The following is an 18,042-nucleotide window of genomic DNA, read 5'->3' on the forward strand; positions in this document are numbered from 1 at the left end:
GCCGCACGGCCGGCCACCTCATCGTCCTGCCCCACGACCTCCCTCGTGATGGACTGGAGGGGTGGACGGTGAGAGCCCCGGCGGGGCGCCACCGGAGGACGCCCAGGCACGCGCCCGGGTGGACTCCGCCTTCGCGGCCCAGCCCCGCACGCGCTTCCTTCCCGAGGGCGCCCGCTTCGCGGCGGACGTCGATGCGCCCCTGCAGATCGGCTACGGCCAGACCAACAGCCAGCCCCGCACGGTCCGGGACATGCTGCACCTGCTCGACGTCCGGCGCGGGATGCGCGTGCTCGATGTGGGCGCGGGCTCGGGCTGGACGACGGCGCTGCTGGGGGAGCTGACCGGCCCGGAGGGATCCGTGCTCGGCACCGAGATCGTCCCCGAGCTCGTCGACTTCGGGTCCGCCAACGTGGCGGGCGCCGGCGTGCCGTGGGCGCGCCTCGTGCCGGCCCTGCCCGGCGTGCTCGGCGCGCCGGACGAGGCGCCGTTCGACAGGATCCTGGTGTCCGCGATGGCGCGCGGGCTGCCGGTCGAGCTGGTCGCGCAGCTGCGTCCCGGCGGCGTGATGGTCCTCCCGTCCGACGGGACGATGCTGCGGGTGGTGCGCGGCTTCCCGCCCCGGGAGGATGTGACCGATGCGGAGGTCACCGAGCACGGCTCCTACCGCTTCGTGCCGCTGCTGGGCGGCTGACGGCGCTCGCGCCCCGACCCGTAGGGCGGATCGATGGCGGAACGGTCCGCCATCCGGGTCGGAACCGGCACGTCTGGCGGACCGATCCCGATCCGATCCGACAGGCGGGATCGCCGATCGGCTCAGAGCGACCCGGCACACCCACAGCGCGAGACAAAGAAGAAGGCCCCCGGGGATACCCCGGGGGCCATTCTGTTGGTGGGTGGTTCGGAGAATCCTGGTACCTGGGGTGACACCCGGGGTCGGATGTCCGTTTCCCACGGCGACCCGTGCGATTTCCCACGGCACGGCCGCCGCAACGCGATCTGCCAGGCACGAGACGTCCGCTACACGGCCGGCGGCTTCAGCAACAGCATCCGCAGGGAGGATCGGTCGGATCCGTCAGCCATGCCGCCGGCTGGCCGTCAACCAGGTCAAGCTCGCCACCCCGGAGCAGGTCTGCCGGTGGAACAACAGCGCCCGCACCGCGGGATCGGGACGCGGACCGGCTCCAAGTCGAGGATGCTCACCGCGCTGACCTCAGTCGTCCCAAGCCGGCAGCTGCCGTACAGGAAGGCTGAGCGGAACGAAACTCAGGCCGATTCATATACCGCTTCGCAGCCGCCACCTCACACCTCCACAAGCACTCTCACCATTGGACAGGACTCACAGAAGAAACGGACCAAGGAACGGGGGGCAGGACAATCCCAATCATGGAAAGGGCCTGCCCTGGAATCGATTGACTCTGACCGCCACGCCCGGGGGTCCTCCCGGTGTCCAGGAAACCCGGTCAGGCTCCACACGCCCTCTAGGAAACACTGGGCGCTTCAATCGACCATCTTGAGCACTCGGAAGTCATCCGTGCGAGGGCTAAGCCGGCGTCGCAGGGCAAATCGTCATTGGCTCGCCTCGTAGCGATCGCGGTGCTCCGCGAGCTTCGCCACTTCGTCGATGCCCGCAACGAACTCATGACCGCCAACGACGAGTTGCTGGAGGTCATCGTCGACGCGGCCGAACTCGACTTCTTGCCATTGATGGTTCGCCGGACTCCTCAACGGCCTGAAGCCGACGGCCCAATACCTGGCGACGAGAACGCCATCAGGGCCATACCCGAGTAGGTAGTGGCCGGAGCGCCTGAGGGCCCGCGGGCAGAGCAGCCATTGGGCGATCGAATATTGACGCGAGGCGATAACGAACCACGCTCGCGCGCGCGAAGTCGCCGCTCCACACGGACAGTGCGCCATCAAAGCGCCGCCGGTAACGGAGAGTAAGCATCCGTCGAGCGCCTTTCGCCGGGATCTCGGCCCTCTCCGCGTGCTTATCCACCAGATGAGTCCTCCAAGGTGATCCGACACCCAAGTCCAGTCAGGCCCGAAGTCCGAATACGAGGTTCGGTACTCCTCCGAGGGAATCAGCGATGTCTGCTGACCTGCCCCGATGAATTGGTCCACTTCGGCTGCGAGTAGTTCGGGATCTCGGGGGCCTCGAGGGCGATCTGGACCGGTCCAGCCAGAGTATTGGTAGTCACTCTCATCCACCCCCTCTCACTTCAGACCGGCTGCCGTGACGGGGTGTCGTGGCTGCCTGCTCGGCACAGTAGCGCGCGAACGCCGCCGGGGTCTGCATCAGCAGTCCCGTAACTGCGAAGATCGCTCGAGACGACGGGTCACGAACAGCCCGCCTCCTCTCCTCGCCATGTGCCCACTCGCCGACAGCCAAGTTCCCTCGGCCCGTTCCAGAACTGCTCGCCGGCCTCTCACAGGGCACCTGACCTGCCCCGATGATTTGGTCCACGTCGACTGCGAGTGGGTCGTGATTCCGGGGCCCTCGAGGGCGATCTGGACTGGTCCAGCCAGCGTGTTGGTAGTCACCCTCATCCACCCCCTCTCACGTCAGACAGGCTGCCGTGGCACGGGTGTCGTAGCTGCCTGCTCGGCACAGTACGGCGGTGGAGCAACCAGCAACTGCGCGGCGAACTCGGGACGCGGACCCGCTCCAGGCCGTGGGTGGCTACCGCACCGACCTCGAACCATCCCGCCGGCACCAGCCGGACAGGAAGACTGAGCGGAACGAAAGTCAGGCCGATTCATCCGACCGCGAATGGCACCAGCAATAGTCCACATGCAAGCGTGGTGCCCCACGTTGACGGCGCACGAAGGACGCCCATAGAACCGCTTAGGGTCAGCCTCAGAGAACGCCTGTTCGGAACCCCGCGGATGAACGACGCCCCGTCGCCGTATGCAATTACTGGCACTCCGAGACTTTGCGCCAGATCGTGCGCTGCTTGAACCTTGTCTCCGACATGAGATGCCTTGCCACGGGATGCATCGGTAAACACGACGGTCGTGTCGCCCAACTCGATGCCGATGCCGCTCGCCAAGGGAGGAAGGTGAAGCCGCGTGATCGCGCCAATTGGAACTCGCTCCGCAATCAATAGCGCGCGTATCTCAATGTCATCGCCTGAGAGTCGCACTCCGCGCCTTCGGATGGATCCGAAGAACACCCCGGCAAGTAGCGCGAGCACAAGAGCAGGCAACTTCCCGATCCCCGGCGGGAGCGTCGCAGCCATCCCTACGTACACCACGAGCAGCAGCACTGATCCAACGGCGGTGCTCACCCGCTCTTGGATCGTTGGGCGCACCAGCCAGACGTGCGCCTCTTCCAAGACACCGACGCCGTCACTCATCGAAAATTCCAGCGACCTGCCCCGATAACTTGGTCCACGTCGACTGCGAGTTGATCGTGATCTCGGGGGCCTCCAGGACGATCTGGACTGGTTCAGTCAGAGTGGTGGTACTCACCCTCATCCACCCGCTCTCACGTCAGACCGGCTCCGGTGACCCGGGTGTCGCAGTCGCATGCTCGGCACAGTAGCGCGCGGATGCCGCCGAGGTCCGCGTCTTGCCGTTCAACGAGATCCCCATCGCCGAGGGCACGCTCCGCATCGCCTTCGCCGCCACGGACCCGCGTGGCGGAGTCTCATGCCCACTGCGCGAGCAGGTCGTCGCGCAGATCGAGGACGCCAAGCTTCGCAACAAGCTCACCGACCGCATGAACGACGGCAAGACCCGCCGCCGCATCACCAAGCCCCCCGTCATGCCCGGTCCGATCTGCACCAGTCCGCAACTGACGCACAAGGTCGGGCTCGACGACACGACCGGCAAGTACTACCAGGACTACGCCTACAAGTCGCCCAAGTGGTACAAGATGTACGGCCAGCGCAACCAGGTCGAGACGTTCAACAAGGACGTGAAGGCCAACGGCATGAGCGACACCAAGCGTCGCCGCGTCCGCGGCTTCGCCAAGCAGGGCATCCTCGCCGCCATGTTCTCCGCCGCCACCAACGTCAAGCGCATCAACGCGTTCCTCGCCGTCCAGCGCGCCAACGCACAGACCAGCCCCAAGGACCCCGGACCGTCCGGCCATCCAGGCCGCGGCAACGGCGCCTCGGTCCTCGGCGAGGACCTCTCGCCACCCGAACAGCTCGCCGCGTAGCCGGCGGCCACCGGAACAGAACAGCAGCGATCGCCTCCGGACCCGCAAGGGCCGGAGGCGCAAGCATGCCCGGAAACAGCCCAAACAGCCCCGACACACCTCTACATAGGCGCACAAAGCAGAAGGCCGCCCCCGACATCAGTCGGGGGCGGCCTTCTTGCGTTGGATTCTCGCCAGAACCGCCCCTCCGGGCGATCCTGGCGGGCATTTACCCAACCGCGGGGGCTCGTTGAACGAACCACCCGTTGGTGGGTGGTTCGGAGAATCCTGGTACCTGGGGTGACACCCGGGGTCGGATGTCCGTTTCCCACGACGTGCGACGCGATTTCCCACGGTTCGACCGCCGCACTGCGATCTACCAGGAACGCGACGTCTTCGACGCGGCGGGCGACCTCGGCGACAGCAACCGCCGTGACCATCGGTCCGATCGGTCAGCGCAGCCGGTGGCGGAACCTCAGGCAGGTCGAGCCCGCCACCCCGAGTGCGTACGGCGGCCGGGTAGCCAGCGCCTGCCCGGCGGGCTCGGGATGCACACCCGCTGCAGACCGAGGCTGCCGACCGCACCGACCTCGAACCATCCCGCCGGCACCAGCCGGACAGGAAGACTGAGCGGAACGAAAGTCAGGCCGATTCACCTCGCTCGACCTGCCCACGCGGGCCCGTGACGGTGTAGACAGAGCGAAGGACAGGCCGACGGCACCAACCGGGTTGCCTGTCACGCGCGACCACCAAGGAGTGCGAGATGGCTGAGACGATGGGGGCGATCCGATCGACGGCGGGCGGAGCGCTGGAATGGGTCGAAGTGCCGCGGCCACAGCCGGGCGGGACCGAGGTCCTGATCCGGGTCGAGGCCGCCGGCGTCAACCCCGCGGACTGGAAATCGATCGAGCCGTCGGCTGATGGCGACGCACCAGTCGTCATCCCGGGCTGGGACATCGCAGGCACCGTCGTCGAGCTCGGCCCGGGGGTGACGCGCTTCGAGGTGGGCGACCGCGTCTTCGGCATGCCGAGGTTCCCCGAACGCGCGGGCGCGTACGCGCAGTTCGCAACGTCTCGCTCGCGGGAGATCGCCCGGATCCCCGACGGCGTCGACACCGTGACCGCCGGGGCTGTGCCGCTGGCCGGCCTGACCGCTTGGCAGGCGGTAGTCGATACGCTCGGTGTCGAGTCCGGCGACCGGGTCCTGGTGCACGCTGCCGCGGGCGGCGTCGGGCATCTCGCCGTACAGATCGCGAAGGCGCGGGGCGCGGAGGTGTGGGGGACCGCATCCGAGCGGAATCACGGTCGGCTGCGGGAGCTCGGCGTTGACCATTGCATCGACTACAGGACCGAGCGGTTCGAGGACGTCGCTGACGCGATGGACGCGGTGGTCGACCTTGTCGGCGACGGCGAGACGTCCCGCCGCTCGCTCGCGTGCCTCCGACGCGGGGGTCAGCTCGTTGCGATCTCACCTGTGCTGCCAGAGCCTGACCTCGTGGCGGATGCGGGTGTAACCGCAAGGTTCATGCTGGTCGAGCCCGACGAATCCGGGCTGGAGAGCCTCGCGGCGATGCTCGCTGACGGGTCACTCGAGGTGGTGATCGCCGCAACGCAAGAGATGAGCTCTATGTCGACACTGCACTCGATGGCCCGACGCGGCGGCTCCATCGGCAAGTACGTCGCCACCCTGTGATGGTCAGCATGGTCGCGCACGCTGCGCATGTCCACGATGCGGCGCGCACCGCGCATCCGAGGCGGAAGGTGAACAACGGCCACGCTCCCCGTTGACGAAAGGAGACACCGCATGACGCGAGGCGATATCGCCATCACCGGAGCAACGGGAAAGCTCGGCGGACTCGTCGCCCGGATGGTCCACGCCAAAGGAGCACCGGAGCGCCTGCTCGCACGCACACCCTCGCGCGCTCCGATGCTCGACAGCACGCCAGTCCGTCACTTCGACTATGCCGACCGGACAGCATCGCGAACCGCTCTCGATGGCGCTCGCATCGTGTTCATGGTCTCGGGCCCCGAAGCCCCCGATCGCGTCGACCACCACAAGACGTTCATCGACGCCGCCATGGACGCCGGCGTCCAGCACATCGTTTACACCTCTTTCGTGGCGGCAGCGCCTGATGCCGTCTTCACGCTCGCGCGGGACCACTTCGAAACCGAGGAGCACATCAAGGCGACAGGGGTCCGATGGACGTTCCTGCGCGACAGCTTCTACATGGACTTCATGTCGGCTCTCGTTGGCGACGACGGCGCCATTCGGGGCCCCGCCGACAATGGCAGCTGCGCGGTCGTCGCCCGCTACGACGTCGCGCGAGCCGCTGCCGCGGTACTCGTCTCCCCCGACCGGCACGCCGGGCACGCGTACGACATGACCGGACCGGCCGCCCTGACGCTGGAGGACATCGCCCGAGAGCTCAGCGACGCCACCGGCGGGCGCATCGTGTACAGCCCCGAGACGACCGCCGAGGCATACGCATCCCGCGCCCGCTTCGGCGCCCCCGACTGGCAGGTAGCCGCCTGGGTATCGACGTACCTGGCCTTCGCATCGGGTGACATGGCCCAGGCCTCCGGCGATATCGAGAAGATCACTGGCTCACCGCCCATGTCATTCCGCGAGTTCCTCAGCCGGCAGACCCTCGAACGACACTAGCCGCCTACGCGGCTCCCGTTCAGTCCAGCGCGACCGGATTCAGCAACGCCCGTCCGAGGCTGCCGGCAGTCGGGCCTCGCGTACGGCAGCAGCAACCTCCGCGCTCGTCCCGAGGGCAGCGATCAGGGGCACGAGCGCGGCCTCAACATCTTGCAGCAGGGGATCGACCCTTCCGCGCCGCACGAGCTCGTAGGCGAACTCAGGCGCTCTCCCCGTCAATTCACTCAGGCGTCCCGTGGCGGCCACCTCAGCCCCCGGTCCGGGTGATTGCGCTCGAATCAAGGCAACCGAGAAGCCGACATCGAAGACAGAACCGAGTCGGTCCTCGTCGATGAGGAGCCAAACGTCCCACCGGACGCCATTCGCTTGACGTGTCCAGCCGGCGCCGCCCGGCTCAAACCCTCCACATCGGAGCGCGGCAGCCAATGCGGCCTCCCGGCGCCCGCGCGCGTGCTCGCGCTCTCGACGCACGGCTCACCTTCCCTTCAAACCGTTACACGGAACGGTGTTCCTTCCAGCGAAACTAGAGTATTGTGAATCGGGCGCGCAGCAACCTCTTCGACCCTGTGCGCGGTGATCTACGAGCAACGGAGTTCGCATGCACGCCTCACAAGAGCCATCCCACGTTCAACCGTGGAGCGGGTGCCCCGTCGTCCCCGTCGTCGTCGCCTCTGGACGCACGCAAGGACTCGGCGTCGCCGATGCCCTGGCTGCGGGGAACATCCGGGTCGCCGAGGTCACGTTCCGAGTCGACGGCGCTGCCGAGGCCATCCGCGCCGTGGCGGAGGAGCGCCCGGAGATGGTCGTCGCGGCGGGCACCGTGATCAACACCGACCAGGTCGACGTGGCCGTGGACGCGGGCGCACAGTTCTTGGTCTCCCCCGGCCTGAACCGCTCGGTGATCGAGCGGGCGCATGAGCATGACGTGCCCGTCATCCCGGGCGTGGCTTCGCCCTCGGACATCATGGCCGCGCTCGAACTGGGGATCACGACCGTCAAGCTCTTCCCGGCGGTACCCCTCGGTGGCATCGCGATCCTTCGCGCGTTCGCAGCACCGTTCCCTCAGGTCAGGTTCGTCCCCACCGGCGGGATCGGCATCGATACCGCGGCCGACTGGTTGCGCGAGAGCGCCGTCGACGCGGTCGGCGGGTCGTGGATGGTGCCCCCGTCGAAGATCGCGGATCAGGATTGGGACGCGATTTCGCGGTTGAGCGCCGCCACATGGGAGCAGCTGGCGGCCGAGGTCGAGGGGGCCGTCCGATGAACGCCCTCGAAGTCCGTGCCGCCGCCGACTGCGCCTATGACGTCGTCTCGCTCGGAGAGGTCATGCTCCGGCTGGACCCGGGCGAGCGTCGGGTCCGCACCGCCCGGACGTTCTCTGCTTGGGAAGGGGGCGGCGAGTACAACGTGGCGCGCGGGCTCCGTCGCTGCTTCGGGATGCGTGGCGCGATCGTCACGGCACTCGCCGACAACGAGGTCGGGCGATTGGTCGAAGACCTGATGCTCACAGGCGGCCTCGACACCTCGCACGTCATGTGGAAGACGTACGACGGTATCGGCCGCAACGTCCGCAACGGCCTCAACTTCACCGAGCGAGGGTTCGGGGTGCGCGGCGCCGTCGGCGTGTCCGACCGAGGCCACACAGCGATCTCGCAGATGCGCCCCGAGGACGTCGACTGGGATGCGCTGTTCGCTCGAGGCGTGCGCTGGTTCCACACCGGTGGAATCTTCGCCGCGCTCTCCGAGTCCGCCGCCGATGTCGCAGAAGCCGCGATGGCCGCCGCGCGGCGCCATGGCACGATCGTGTCGTACGACCTCAACTACCGCCCCTCCCTATGGAAGGGCGTGGGAGGGCCGGAGCGCGCTCAGGCCGTCAACCGCCGCCTCGCATCGCTCGTCGACGTGATGATCGGCAACGAGGAGGACTTCACCGCTTGCCTCGGACTCGAGGTCTCGGGCGTCGACGACAACCTTCAGGACCTCGAGACCGCCGCGTTCAAGTCGATGATCGAGCGCGCCGCTAAGGAGTACCCGAACTTCCAGGTGATCGCCACGACGCTGCGCGGAGTGCACACGGCGACCATCAACGACTGGGGCGCCATCGGATGGTCACGACGCGAGGGCTTCGCGGAGGCGACGCACCGGCCGCGTCTGGAGATCCTCGACCGCGTTGGCGGCGGCGACTCCTTCGCGTCCGGCCTCGCCTACGGCCTGATGGAGCTCGGCTCGATTCATGACGCCGTCGAGTACGGCGCCGCACATGGCGCGCTCGCCATGACCACGCCCGGCGACACCTCGACCGCAACCCTCGCCGAGGTCCGCAAGCTGGTCGGCGGCGGCTCGGCTCGCGTAGACCGCTGAGCTCAAGCGCCTTCCACTGGGGCAATGCAGACAGGGACCGACCTTGGAAAACATCTCAGGCGACCAGATCACGATCTCCCGCGGCGGCATGTCCGCGACCATCGCGACCGTAGGCGCATCGTTGCGCCAGTACCAAGTCGACGGCACCGACGCAGTGGTGCCTTTCCACTCCGACGAGATCGCGCCGGCGTACCACGGCATGGTGCTTGCGCCGTGGCCGAACCGAGTGCGCGACGGGCGATACACGTTCGACGGAAGAGATCTGCAACTGCCCCTGAATGATGCCGAGTTCTCCGCCGCCCTCCACGGGCTCGTGAGTTGGCAGAACTGGGCAGTGGTCTCCGTGCAGCACGATGCGGTCGCACTGTGCCTCGAACTGCCTGCCTCTCCTGGCTATCCGTTCCGGCTTGTGCTCGAGGTCAGCTACAGGTTGTCGAGCGAGGGCCTCGCCGTTTCCGCGACCGCGACCAACGCGGGTGACCATGCCTTGCCGTACGGACTGGGCTTTCATCCGTGGATCTCACCCGGTACAGCCAACCTCGATGACTGCACGCTCGAGCTGTCTGCCCGCTCTCGGATCCTGGTCGACGATCGGTGGATGCCGGCCGCGGTCGTGCCAGTGCGTGACACCTTCGACTTCCTGGAACCGCGACCTCTCCTGGGGACCTCTGTCTGCGACACCTGGGTTGATCCGGTGCGAGACGCGCGCGGCCGCTCCTGGGCGAAGCTCCGGCGCCCCGACGGCGCCACGGTGACCGTGTGGGGAGACGCCGAGGTGCAGGCATGGCAGGTATGCACCGGCGACGGCGTCCCCGCGATCGCACGCTCCGGCATCGCTCTCGAGCCGATGACATGCGCCGCCGATGCGTTTCGAACCGGCGAACGCCTGATCCGCATCGAGCCGCGTGCGCACCATTCGCTCACTTGGGGCATTGCAGTCGACTGACCGCGACTGAGCGCATTCGCCTGGAGGACGCGGCGGTGTCGCTCAGCGGTGGGGCGCCCGCTCGGGCGCCCCACCGCCTGCCGCCGGTCAGTTGTAGTTCAGGTAGACCGTACGTCGCTGGAGGTAGTTGTCGATGCCGTAGACACCGTCCTCACCGCCGACCCCGCTGCGCTTGTGGCCATTGTGGTAGCCCTGGATATACCCGACGATGGGCTGGTTGACGAAGACGGTGCCCACCTCCATGTGGTTGATCGCATGGAAGATGGTGCTTGCGTTCTGCGTGAAGATGTAGGCCGAGAGAGCGTCCTCGCGGTCGTTGCAGATCTCGAGCGCCTCCGCGTAGTCCTTCACCGCGACGATCGGCATGATCGGGCCGAAGATCTCGGTCGTAGCGAGCGGCATCGTCCGGGTGACGCCGCTCACCACCGTGGGCAGGTACCAGTGGCCGCGGGCGAAGCGATCGCCATCGGGCCGGCCACCTCCGACCTCGACACGCGCTCCGCCCTCCACGCTTGCCCTCAGCATGCCGTCGATACGGGCGATACTGGCGCCGGTCACGCTCGGCCCCATGCCCCGGGTCATGGCGTCGTCCGCAAGCTCGATCTCCTTGACCTTGGCGACCACGCGGGCGGTGAACTCCTCAGCGATGCTCTCGTGGACCAGCACGAGCTCGTTGCAGATGCAGACCTGCCCCGAATTGGCGAAGCGCGAAGCCACGGCCGCATCGACGGCCTTGTCGAGGTCCGCGTCCTCGAGCACGATGAACGAGGCCTTACCTCCGAGCTCGAGGATCAGGCCGTTGACGTTCTCGGCGCTCGCCCGATAGATCGCCTGCCCTGCCTGCGTGCTGCCGGTGAGCGAGACGAGCCGCGTGAGCGGGCTCGACACGAGGGCCGCGCTGGCTTCGATGCCGCTACCCGTGACCACGTTGAGAACGCCTGCGGGGAGTCCGATCTCGGAAGCGATACGGCAGAACTCCGACGCGGTCACAGGCGTCGCCTCGTGCGGCTTGAGCACCATGGTGTTACCCGTCACCAGTGCGGGGCCGACCTTGCGGCCGATCAGCGCGAGCGGGAAGTTGTAGGCGCACATCCCGACCGTGACACCGTACGGCACGTTCTGGATCCACAGCTGCTCGCCGCGATTCTCCGAGGGGAAGATGCGCCCCTCGATCCGGCGTGCCGCCTCCGCGGCGTAGGTGAGGTAGGTCACCGTGTCCGTCACCTCGCCGTGCGCGTCCGGCACCGTCTTGCCCTGCTCGCGAACGAGCAGTTCGACAAAGTGGTCCCGGTTCTCCTCGACCGCGTGCGCAAGGCGATGCACCCATCGTCCGCGCTCGACCGCGGGGAGCTCGGCCCACGCGCGCTGAGCGTCGCGGGCGCTTTCCAGCGCCCTGACCGCCTCATCCGCACCGCAGTCGGGCACCGTCGCCCAGACCTCCTCGGTGGCGGGGTTCTCCACCTCAAGCAAGGCGCCGGAAGCGGCGTCGATGCGTTCTCCGCCAATGAAGCAGGGGTAATGCTTCAGCTCGGCCATGGTCTCCTCCTTCATGGTGATGAATCTCCTCTACGCCCGCCGATTGTCCCGGCAGGCGGACGACGCAAAGGCCTTAGCTGCCGCCGAACTGCGGCTCTCGCCGCTCAAGGAACGCGGCGAGGCCCTCGGCCGCGTCGTCAGTACCGAGAAGCGGGGACGATTCGGAGCGTTCCACCTCGAGCGCCTCGGCCAACGGTACGCCGGCGCCTCGGCGAAGTGCCCGCTTGGTGGCGGCCAGCGCGAGCGGCGCCTGCCGTCCGATCCGCACTGCAAGCTGGTCAGTCTGGTGCCTGAGCTCGGCCGGGTCGTGCAGCTCGGTGAGCAGTCCCCACCGGAAGGCATCCTCGGCGTGGAAGGTGCGGCCCGAGACGAGCAGCTCCATCGCACGGGCGTGACCGACGAGTCGCGCGAGCCGCTGGGTGCCGCCGTTGCCGGGGATGAGCCCCAAAGCGATCTCGGTGAGCCCGAGGAGATGCCCGCCGGTGGCCCCGACACGGATGTCGCACGCCATCGCGAGCTCAAGACCGCCACCGAGCGCATGCCCACCGATCTCGGCGATGAAGATGACGTCGGATGCTTCGATGCGCGCGCACGTGGCACGCGCGGCGTCAGCCACGGCCGCTCGTTCGCCCGGCGTCGCGGCAGCGAAGTGCTTGATGTCCGCGCCCCCGCAGAAGAACTTCGGCGACGCGCTTCGCAGGACGGCGACGCGCACCGCGCCCGAGTCGTCAAGCCGCGCGACGGCGGCCAACAGATCGCGCTGCAACCTTTCGTCGTAGGCGTTTGCCGGGGGCCTGTCGAGCGTGACAACGGCCACCGCCCCCGCGATCTCGATGGTGACGGCCGGCGATTCGTTCATCGTCCGAACTCCGCTCGAATCGACTCCGTGTGCTCACCGAGGCGTGGCGCACGCGCAGGCGAGCGCAGAACCTGGCCGTCGATACGGATCGGGCAGCGCGTGACACGGTACGAGTCGGCCCCCTCGCCTACCTCCTGCACCATGTCGAGCGCTAGGAAACCCTCGTGTATGACGAGGTCCGCCCACGAGAGCACCTCGGCACACCACACGTCGGCGGGCTCAAGGCGGTCGAGCCAATGCCGTGTGGACTCGCTCGCGAGGTGAGCCGCCAGCACACCCTTGATCTCGTCCCGCTCGTGGAACCATCGGCCTCGATCGGTGAACTGGGACAGCTCCTCGCAGCCCACGAGCGCGGCGAGCGTGTCGATCGGCGTCATGGCAAGGGCGAGGTATCCGTCCGATGTCCGGTAGACGCCATAGGGAGCGGCGACGAGCGGGTGCGCGGGGTTCACACCGCCGCGTTTCGGCTCCTCGCTGTCCTGCAGGTACAAGGTGAAGGGCTCGAACTGCAGGTCGAGCACCGCTTCGAGCATGCTGACGTCGACTCGAGTCCCTCCGCCGCCGGCAAGGGCCGCGAGCACGCCTTGAGCGAGCATGGCGCCCGCGCAGTAGTCCGCCATCGCGATACCCATCGGGACAGGGCCATCGTCATCGGCGCCGGTGAGCCACATCATTCCAGATGCGGCCTGAAGCAGCAGGTCCTGGCCCGGCTCGAGCGCCCACGGGCCTTCGGCTCCGTAGCCGGTGATCTCGCCGTAGACAAGGGCGGGGTTGCTCGCATGGAGCCGCTCGTAGCCGAGTCCGTGGCGGTCCATGACCCCAGGCCGGAAGTTCGAGACGACGACGTCGGCCTCGGCAGCGATCTTTAGCAGAAGGGCAACGTCGTGCGGGTCGCGCAGGTCCGCAGCGACGCTCTCCTTGCCCCGATTGATCGCCTGGAAGAACGCGGGAGCGTCTCCGAGATCGAACGCGGGCGCGTAGGCGGTGCGGGACAGATCGCCCCGCTCCCGGTGTTCGACCTTGATCACGCGCGCTCCCAGATCTGCAAGCCGCAGCGTGGCCGACGGACCCGACATGAACTGTGTGAAGTCGAGAACGAGAATGTCTTCGAGCGGTCGATTCACGATGCCAGCTCCGCCATGATCTGCTCGTTCGCATCCCCGAGGCGGGGCGCGGCGCGATCCGAGTAGAGCCGTTCGCCTCCGACCCTTATCGGGCACCGCGTGGTGCGCACCGAGATCCCGTCGTCGCGGGACACGACCTGCTCCATCCCCAGCACCCGGTAGCCGTCATGATCAGCGAGGCGGGCGTAGTCCAGCACCTCGCAGGCCCAGTGCCCGACGCCGTTGAGGCGTGCCATCCACTCCGCGGTGCTTCGGGTGGCCAGCTGCACCTCGATCTGAGCCTTGATCTCGTCGCGCTCGACGAACGCGTCTGCGCCCGGCGCCTCCTCGACCGGATCGAGGCCCAGCGCGATCAGTACCCGCGAGACGTCTCCCATGCTCAGCGCGATCGCGGAGTCGCTCGTCGCGTAGACGCCGTAGGGCGCGCCGAGGTAGGGGTGGGCGGGTGCCACGCGGCTACGCGCAGGCAGCTCGCCCGCGTGGTTCAGGAAGACGGTGAGGCCCTCGAACTGCACGTCGAGCAGGGACTCAGCGAGGCTGACCTCCACGAGACCCCCTTGGCCCGTGCGCCGGCGACGCACGAGCGCCGCGAGGATCCCTTGCGCGAGATGGAGCCCGCAAGCCATGTCCGCGACAGCCAGACCCAACGGGGTGGGAGGGTCGTCCGCCGCGCCGGAATGCCACATTGCGCCGGTGCGCGCCTGCGCAAGCAGGTCCTGCCCGGGGAGCGCCGCCCACGGACCTTCCTTGCCGTAGCCTGACACCTCCCCGTAGACGACCTCAGGGTTGATCGCCTTCACCGCCTCGTAGTCGAGGCCGATGCGCTCCATCACGCCGGGTCGGAAATTGTGGGTGACCACATCGGCCGTCGCGACGAGCTCGCGCACGATGTCAAGGTGCTCGGGATCCTTGAGGTCGGCCGCGAAGCTCTCCTTGTTCCTGTTGATCGTATGGAACAGCACGCTGTCCTCGCCGGCCCACATGTCCTTCGTCGCGAGCGCACGACATGCGTCTCCGCCACGCGGGCGCTCGACCTTGATGACGCGTGCCCCCAGGTCAGCAAGACGCAGGCCGGCATAGGGTCCCGCGAGGTATTGGCAGAACTCCAGGACAGTGACGCCTTCGAGCGGCAGCTTCGTCATCGCGCCATCACGCACCTGCAGAGGTGATTCCGAGCGACTCGCGATAAAGCTCGTTGAGCTCCCGGAGCAGCTGAGCCTCGTCGCCCCCGTGCATGAGGTACTCGCGAATGGGAGCCCCCGCGCGGTCCTGGAAGTACATGTGCCCGTCGTAGCGCGGTCGCAGGTATGCGCGATCGAGCGTGGGCAGGGTCTTGGCGAAGTAGCCGGCGGTCAGTTCGTTGACGCGATCCGACACCCACGCTGTGCGGTGACCGGGCTGCCCGCCCATGTCGACGTAGTAACCGGCCTGCATCTCGGGCGAGGCGACGTAGCGGGCGTACTCGGCGGCGAGCTCTTTGTGGGGCGAGGAAGCGGAGATCGCGAGCCCGGTGCCGCCGAGGGTCGTCCGCAACCGGCCGTGGTCGCCGAGATGCACCGTGTCCATGAAGGTGAGAACGCGCCGCGCGTACCCGGCGCGCGCGTAGTTCGCGTAGCCGTAGGCGAACGGGCAGTACCACGCGTCATCGGTCTGGGTCATCCGCTCGTAGACCCGAATCGGGTTCGCGTCGAAGCACCATGGGGCGAGGTGCGTGCTGAGCTCGCGCAACATGCCCAACGCCTCATGCCCGGTGTCGGCCGTGACAACTTCGTCGGGAGTCGTGCACACATCCTCGCCGAGCGTCGAGCACAACATGTAGAAGTTCATCAGCGTGTCTTGGGGGATAGACGGCACCGCCACCCGGCCATGAGTCGCAAGCTCGACGAGCGCGGTCCACGTGTCGGGGACCTCGAGCCCCGCGGCGGCGAAGAGGTCGCCGCGCGCCGACGCGACAGGTGTGGCTGCGTCGATGGCAAGTGCCACCTGCTTGCCGTCGGACCGGTAGCTCTCGTGGGAGCGGCCAACGGACTGGCGCTCTTGGTCTGCGAGAAACTCCGCGGGGAGCCATTCGTCGAGCGGAACGATCACTCCGGAGCGGGCGGCGAAACCGGCCCACGGGTGATCGATGACCAGCAGATCGAAGCGGGCAGCGAGGGCATCGATCGGCTCGTCGGCAAAGGCCTGCAGCGACCGCTTCTCCCACGTGATGCGGACATTCGGGTGCAGCTCCTCGAAGCGCTGAGCCGTCGCAACCATCGGGAGCACCCCGCGCGTGTGGTTCCACGTCACCCCACGCAGCTCGATCTGCGGTGCGTTCATCGCACGCCTCCCGAACGATCGTCGTGACGGGCGCCTGGCGCTTGGAGAGTCATCCGAGTCCTCTTGATCTTTCCTCGACGGTGAGAAGTGGTGAGCACACATCTTGCGACGGCGCGCAACCGGTTTTTCAAACTACACTGTCCGGCCAGTCTCAGCAAGCCGGCCGGTTTGGGGGCGACGAGGCGCAGGGTGCCTGGACGACCCGTGGAGCCAGCGGGACGCGTCTCGCCTTCGGCATCGTCCAGACCCGGCCTTGCGTCGCGCCCTACTTGACCGAGCCCAGCGTCAGACCCTGCACGACGCGCCGCTGCATGAGCGCAAAGACGAGGACCAGCGGCAGCACGCCGAGGATCGCCGCTGGGAACAGCGTGGTCGGGTCGACCGCATTGGGATTGATGTTCGAGTAGGCGTTGACCATGACCGTCCGCAACCCAGGATCACGAAGGAACACGAGCGGCAGAACAAGGTCGTTCCACACACCCAGAGCGATGAAGATGCCGAGGGTCGCCGTGATCGGCTGAAGGAGCGGGAACACCACCACGCGGAACGTCCGGAAAGGGCCAGCGCCATCGAGCTCAGCAGCCTCCTCGACCTCAATGGGAACCTGACGCAGGAAGCTCGTATAGAAGAAGATCGCGACCGGCAGGTTGATGCCCACGTACGTCAGGATCACTCCGGCCCACGTGTTGAGCAGCCCAAGATCGCGCTGCAGCAGGTAGAGGGGTCCGATGATTACGAAGATCGGGAGTGTCATGCCGAGGATGAAGCTGCGGTACAGCCACGGCGTCCACCTGCGGGTGAGGCGCGCGAGCGGATACGCGGCGAGCGCCCCGAACACGACCGTGATGAACACCGACGCCAACATGATGACGGCAGTGTTGCGAACAGAGACCAGGTAGTCCATCTGCTTGAACGCGTCGACGAAGTTGTCGAAGGTCGCCGGGATGGGAAGGCCCAAGGGATCCAGCGCCACCTCGGTGGGCGTGCGGAGCGACGTGAACACGGTGATCAGCAGTGGGGCCATGAAGAGCGCGATCACCACGCCCAAGCCGATGTTCGACAGCAGGCCGGGCCTGTCGGCACTCGACTTGCGCAGCCTGAGCCGGCCGCGGCCGCCGCCAGCGGCGTCGGGCGTAGCGGCAGAGTCCACGATGTCCGTACTAGCGGGAGCAGTCATTGCTCAGATCCTCTCTTCACGCCGGCGCAGGAAGCCGTTGACAAAGGTCGACAGCACGACCACCACCGCAAGCAGGAGCAGCGCGATCGCCACGCCGTAACCGAACGAACCTTGGCCGCCGAAGATCGTCTGATAGATGACAAGGGTCAACGTCGTGGTCGATCCAGCAGGGCCGCCATTGGTCATCACGAGCGGATACTCAAAGACCTTGAGGCTGCCGATCAGGGCGAGCGTCACATTGACGGTGAGCGCCGGTGCGAGCAGCGGCCACTCGACGTGGCGGAACCGCCTCCAGCCGTCGGCGCCATCGACTCGCGCCGCCTCAAGGACCTCGTTCGACATGTTCATATAGCCGGCCAGGAAGATCGCGCACGAGTAGCCGGCGAACATCCACACGTTGACGAAGGCGATCGCCCACAGAGCTGTCGTGGGATCGCCTAGCCAGATGCGGGTGAGGCTGTCGAGCCCGATCGCCTCCAGCGCAGCGTTGACCGCGCCATTCGGCGCGTAGAGCGCGGACCAGATGAAGGCGGCCATGAGAGGCGAGATGAGCATCGGGAGCAGCAGCATGACGCTCAGCGGTCGCTGTGCTCGGATGCGGCGGAAGAACGCCCGCGCAAGAATGAGGCCGAGCCCGTTCTGCACGACCACGACGACCCCGGCGTAGGCCAGGGTGCGCCACAGTGCAGACATGACATCGGGGTCGCCGAAGAGCTGTTGGAAGTTCTCGAGGCCGATGAACTCACCCACGTTGCCGGCAGGGCTGTCGGTCAGGCTGAGACGCGCACTGCTGATCAGAGGGTAGATCACGACCACGAGGTAGATGATCACTGCGGGTGCAAGGAAGCTGAGGGCCGCGAGGGGCCGTCGGGCAATCATGAGAAGTCCTTCAGGAGATGTTCGCGGCGTGGTGG

General features: G+C 67.3%; 15 protein-coding genes. 8 read left to right on the plus strand and 7 right to left on the minus strand.

All coding sequences use genetic code 11. From position 1 onward, the window contains the following. The first annotated feature begins 61 nt into the window (after positions 1-61). From AOM07_RS10110 to AOM07_RS10145, 8 genes are all read left to right on the plus strand, one after another. Positions 62-691, plus strand: a complete 630-nt coding sequence (locus AOM07_RS10110; protein WP_084830244.1) for a protein-L-isoaspartate O-methyltransferase family protein — start codon at positions 62-64, stop codon at positions 689-691. 902 nt (positions 692-1,593) lie between these two features. Then, a complete protein-coding gene (locus tag AOM07_RS10115) occupies positions 1,594-1,788 on the plus strand; it encodes a hypothetical protein (RefSeq protein WP_062313401.1) in 195 nt (64 codons plus the stop codon). Between the two features lie 1,783 nt (positions 1,789-3,571). Then, the gene (locus AOM07_RS10120; protein ID WP_062313403.1) at positions 3,572-4,165 is read left to right on the plus strand and encodes a hypothetical protein; all 594 of its coding nucleotides are present in this window, start codon (positions 3,572-3,574) and stop codon (positions 4,163-4,165) included. 742 nt (positions 4,166-4,907) lie between these two features. Further along, positions 4,908-5,837, plus strand: coding sequence for an NADP-dependent oxidoreductase (locus AOM07_RS10125; RefSeq protein ID WP_228374429.1), 930 nt, complete (start codon positions 4,908-4,910; stop codon positions 5,835-5,837). A gap of 111 nt (positions 5,838-5,948) precedes the next feature. Then, the gene (locus tag AOM07_RS10130; RefSeq protein WP_062313405.1) at positions 5,949-6,806 is read left to right on the plus strand and encodes an SDR family oxidoreductase; all 858 of its coding nucleotides are present in this window, start codon (positions 5,949-5,951) and stop codon (positions 6,804-6,806) included. 598 nt (positions 6,807-7,404) lie between these two features. Beyond that, positions 7,405-8,070, plus strand: coding sequence for a bifunctional 4-hydroxy-2-oxoglutarate aldolase/2-dehydro-3-deoxy-phosphogluconate aldolase (gene eda, locus AOM07_RS10135; protein ID WP_062313407.1), 666 nt, complete (start codon positions 7,405-7,407; stop codon positions 8,068-8,070). Further along, positions 8,067-9,167, plus strand: a complete 1,101-nt coding sequence (locus AOM07_RS10140) for a sugar kinase (RefSeq protein WP_062313408.1) — start codon at positions 8,067-8,069, stop codon at positions 9,165-9,167. Before eda ends, AOM07_RS10140 begins: the two co-directional genes overlap by 4 nt. A 43-nt stretch (positions 9,168-9,210) precedes the next feature. After that, a complete protein-coding gene (locus AOM07_RS10145) occupies positions 9,211-10,113 on the plus strand; it encodes an aldose 1-epimerase family protein (protein WP_228374430.1) in 903 nt (300 codons plus the stop codon). A gap of 87 nt (positions 10,114-10,200) precedes the next feature. Here the strand turns inward: AOM07_RS10145 and AOM07_RS10150 are convergent, their stop codons facing one another. The 7 genes from AOM07_RS10150 to AOM07_RS10180 all read right to left on the minus strand — a co-directional run bounded on the left by AOM07_RS10150 (position 10,201) and on the right by AOM07_RS10180 (position 18,007). Continuing rightward, positions 10,201-11,649 (minus strand): aldehyde dehydrogenase family protein, encoded by a 1,449-nt coding sequence (locus AOM07_RS10150; protein ID WP_062313463.1) that lies wholly within the window; start codon positions 11,647-11,649, stop codon positions 10,201-10,203. 73 nt (positions 11,650-11,722) lie between these two features. Next, on the minus strand, positions 11,723-12,508 hold the full coding sequence (locus tag AOM07_RS10155; protein WP_062313411.1) for an enoyl-CoA hydratase/isomerase family protein: 786 nt from the start codon (positions 12,506-12,508) through the stop codon (positions 11,723-11,725). After that, positions 12,505-13,632, minus strand: coding sequence for a CaiB/BaiF CoA transferase family protein (locus AOM07_RS10160; RefSeq protein ID WP_082101729.1), 1,128 nt, complete (start codon positions 13,630-13,632; stop codon positions 12,505-12,507). The genes AOM07_RS10155 and AOM07_RS10160 overlap by 4 nt, the downstream gene beginning before the upstream one ends. Continuing rightward, the gene (locus AOM07_RS10165) at positions 13,629-14,774 is read right to left on the minus strand and encodes a CaiB/BaiF CoA transferase family protein (protein WP_062313464.1); all 1,146 of its coding nucleotides are present in this window, start codon (positions 14,772-14,774) and stop codon (positions 13,629-13,631) included. Before AOM07_RS10165 ends, AOM07_RS10160 begins: the two co-directional genes overlap by 4 nt. A gap of 7 nt (positions 14,775-14,781) precedes the next feature. Beyond that, positions 14,782-15,951 (minus strand): ABC transporter substrate-binding protein, encoded by a 1,170-nt coding sequence (locus AOM07_RS10170; RefSeq protein WP_062313413.1) that lies wholly within the window; start codon positions 15,949-15,951, stop codon positions 14,782-14,784. A 265-nt stretch (positions 15,952-16,216) separates the two neighbouring features. Then, positions 16,217-17,128 (minus strand): carbohydrate ABC transporter permease, encoded by a 912-nt coding sequence (locus tag AOM07_RS10175; RefSeq protein WP_062313415.1) that lies wholly within the window; start codon positions 17,126-17,128, stop codon positions 16,217-16,219. Between the two features lie 3 nt (positions 17,129-17,131). Beyond that, positions 17,132-18,007, minus strand: coding sequence for a carbohydrate ABC transporter permease (locus tag AOM07_RS10180; protein WP_062313416.1), 876 nt, complete (start codon positions 18,005-18,007; stop codon positions 17,132-17,134). Positions 18,008-18,042 lie beyond the last annotated feature (35 nt).

This window comes from Demequina rhizosphaerae, assembly GCF_000971255.1.
GTDB classification, from domain to species: domain Bacteria; phylum Actinomycetota; class Actinomycetes; order Actinomycetales; family Demequinaceae; genus Demequina; species Demequina rhizosphaerae.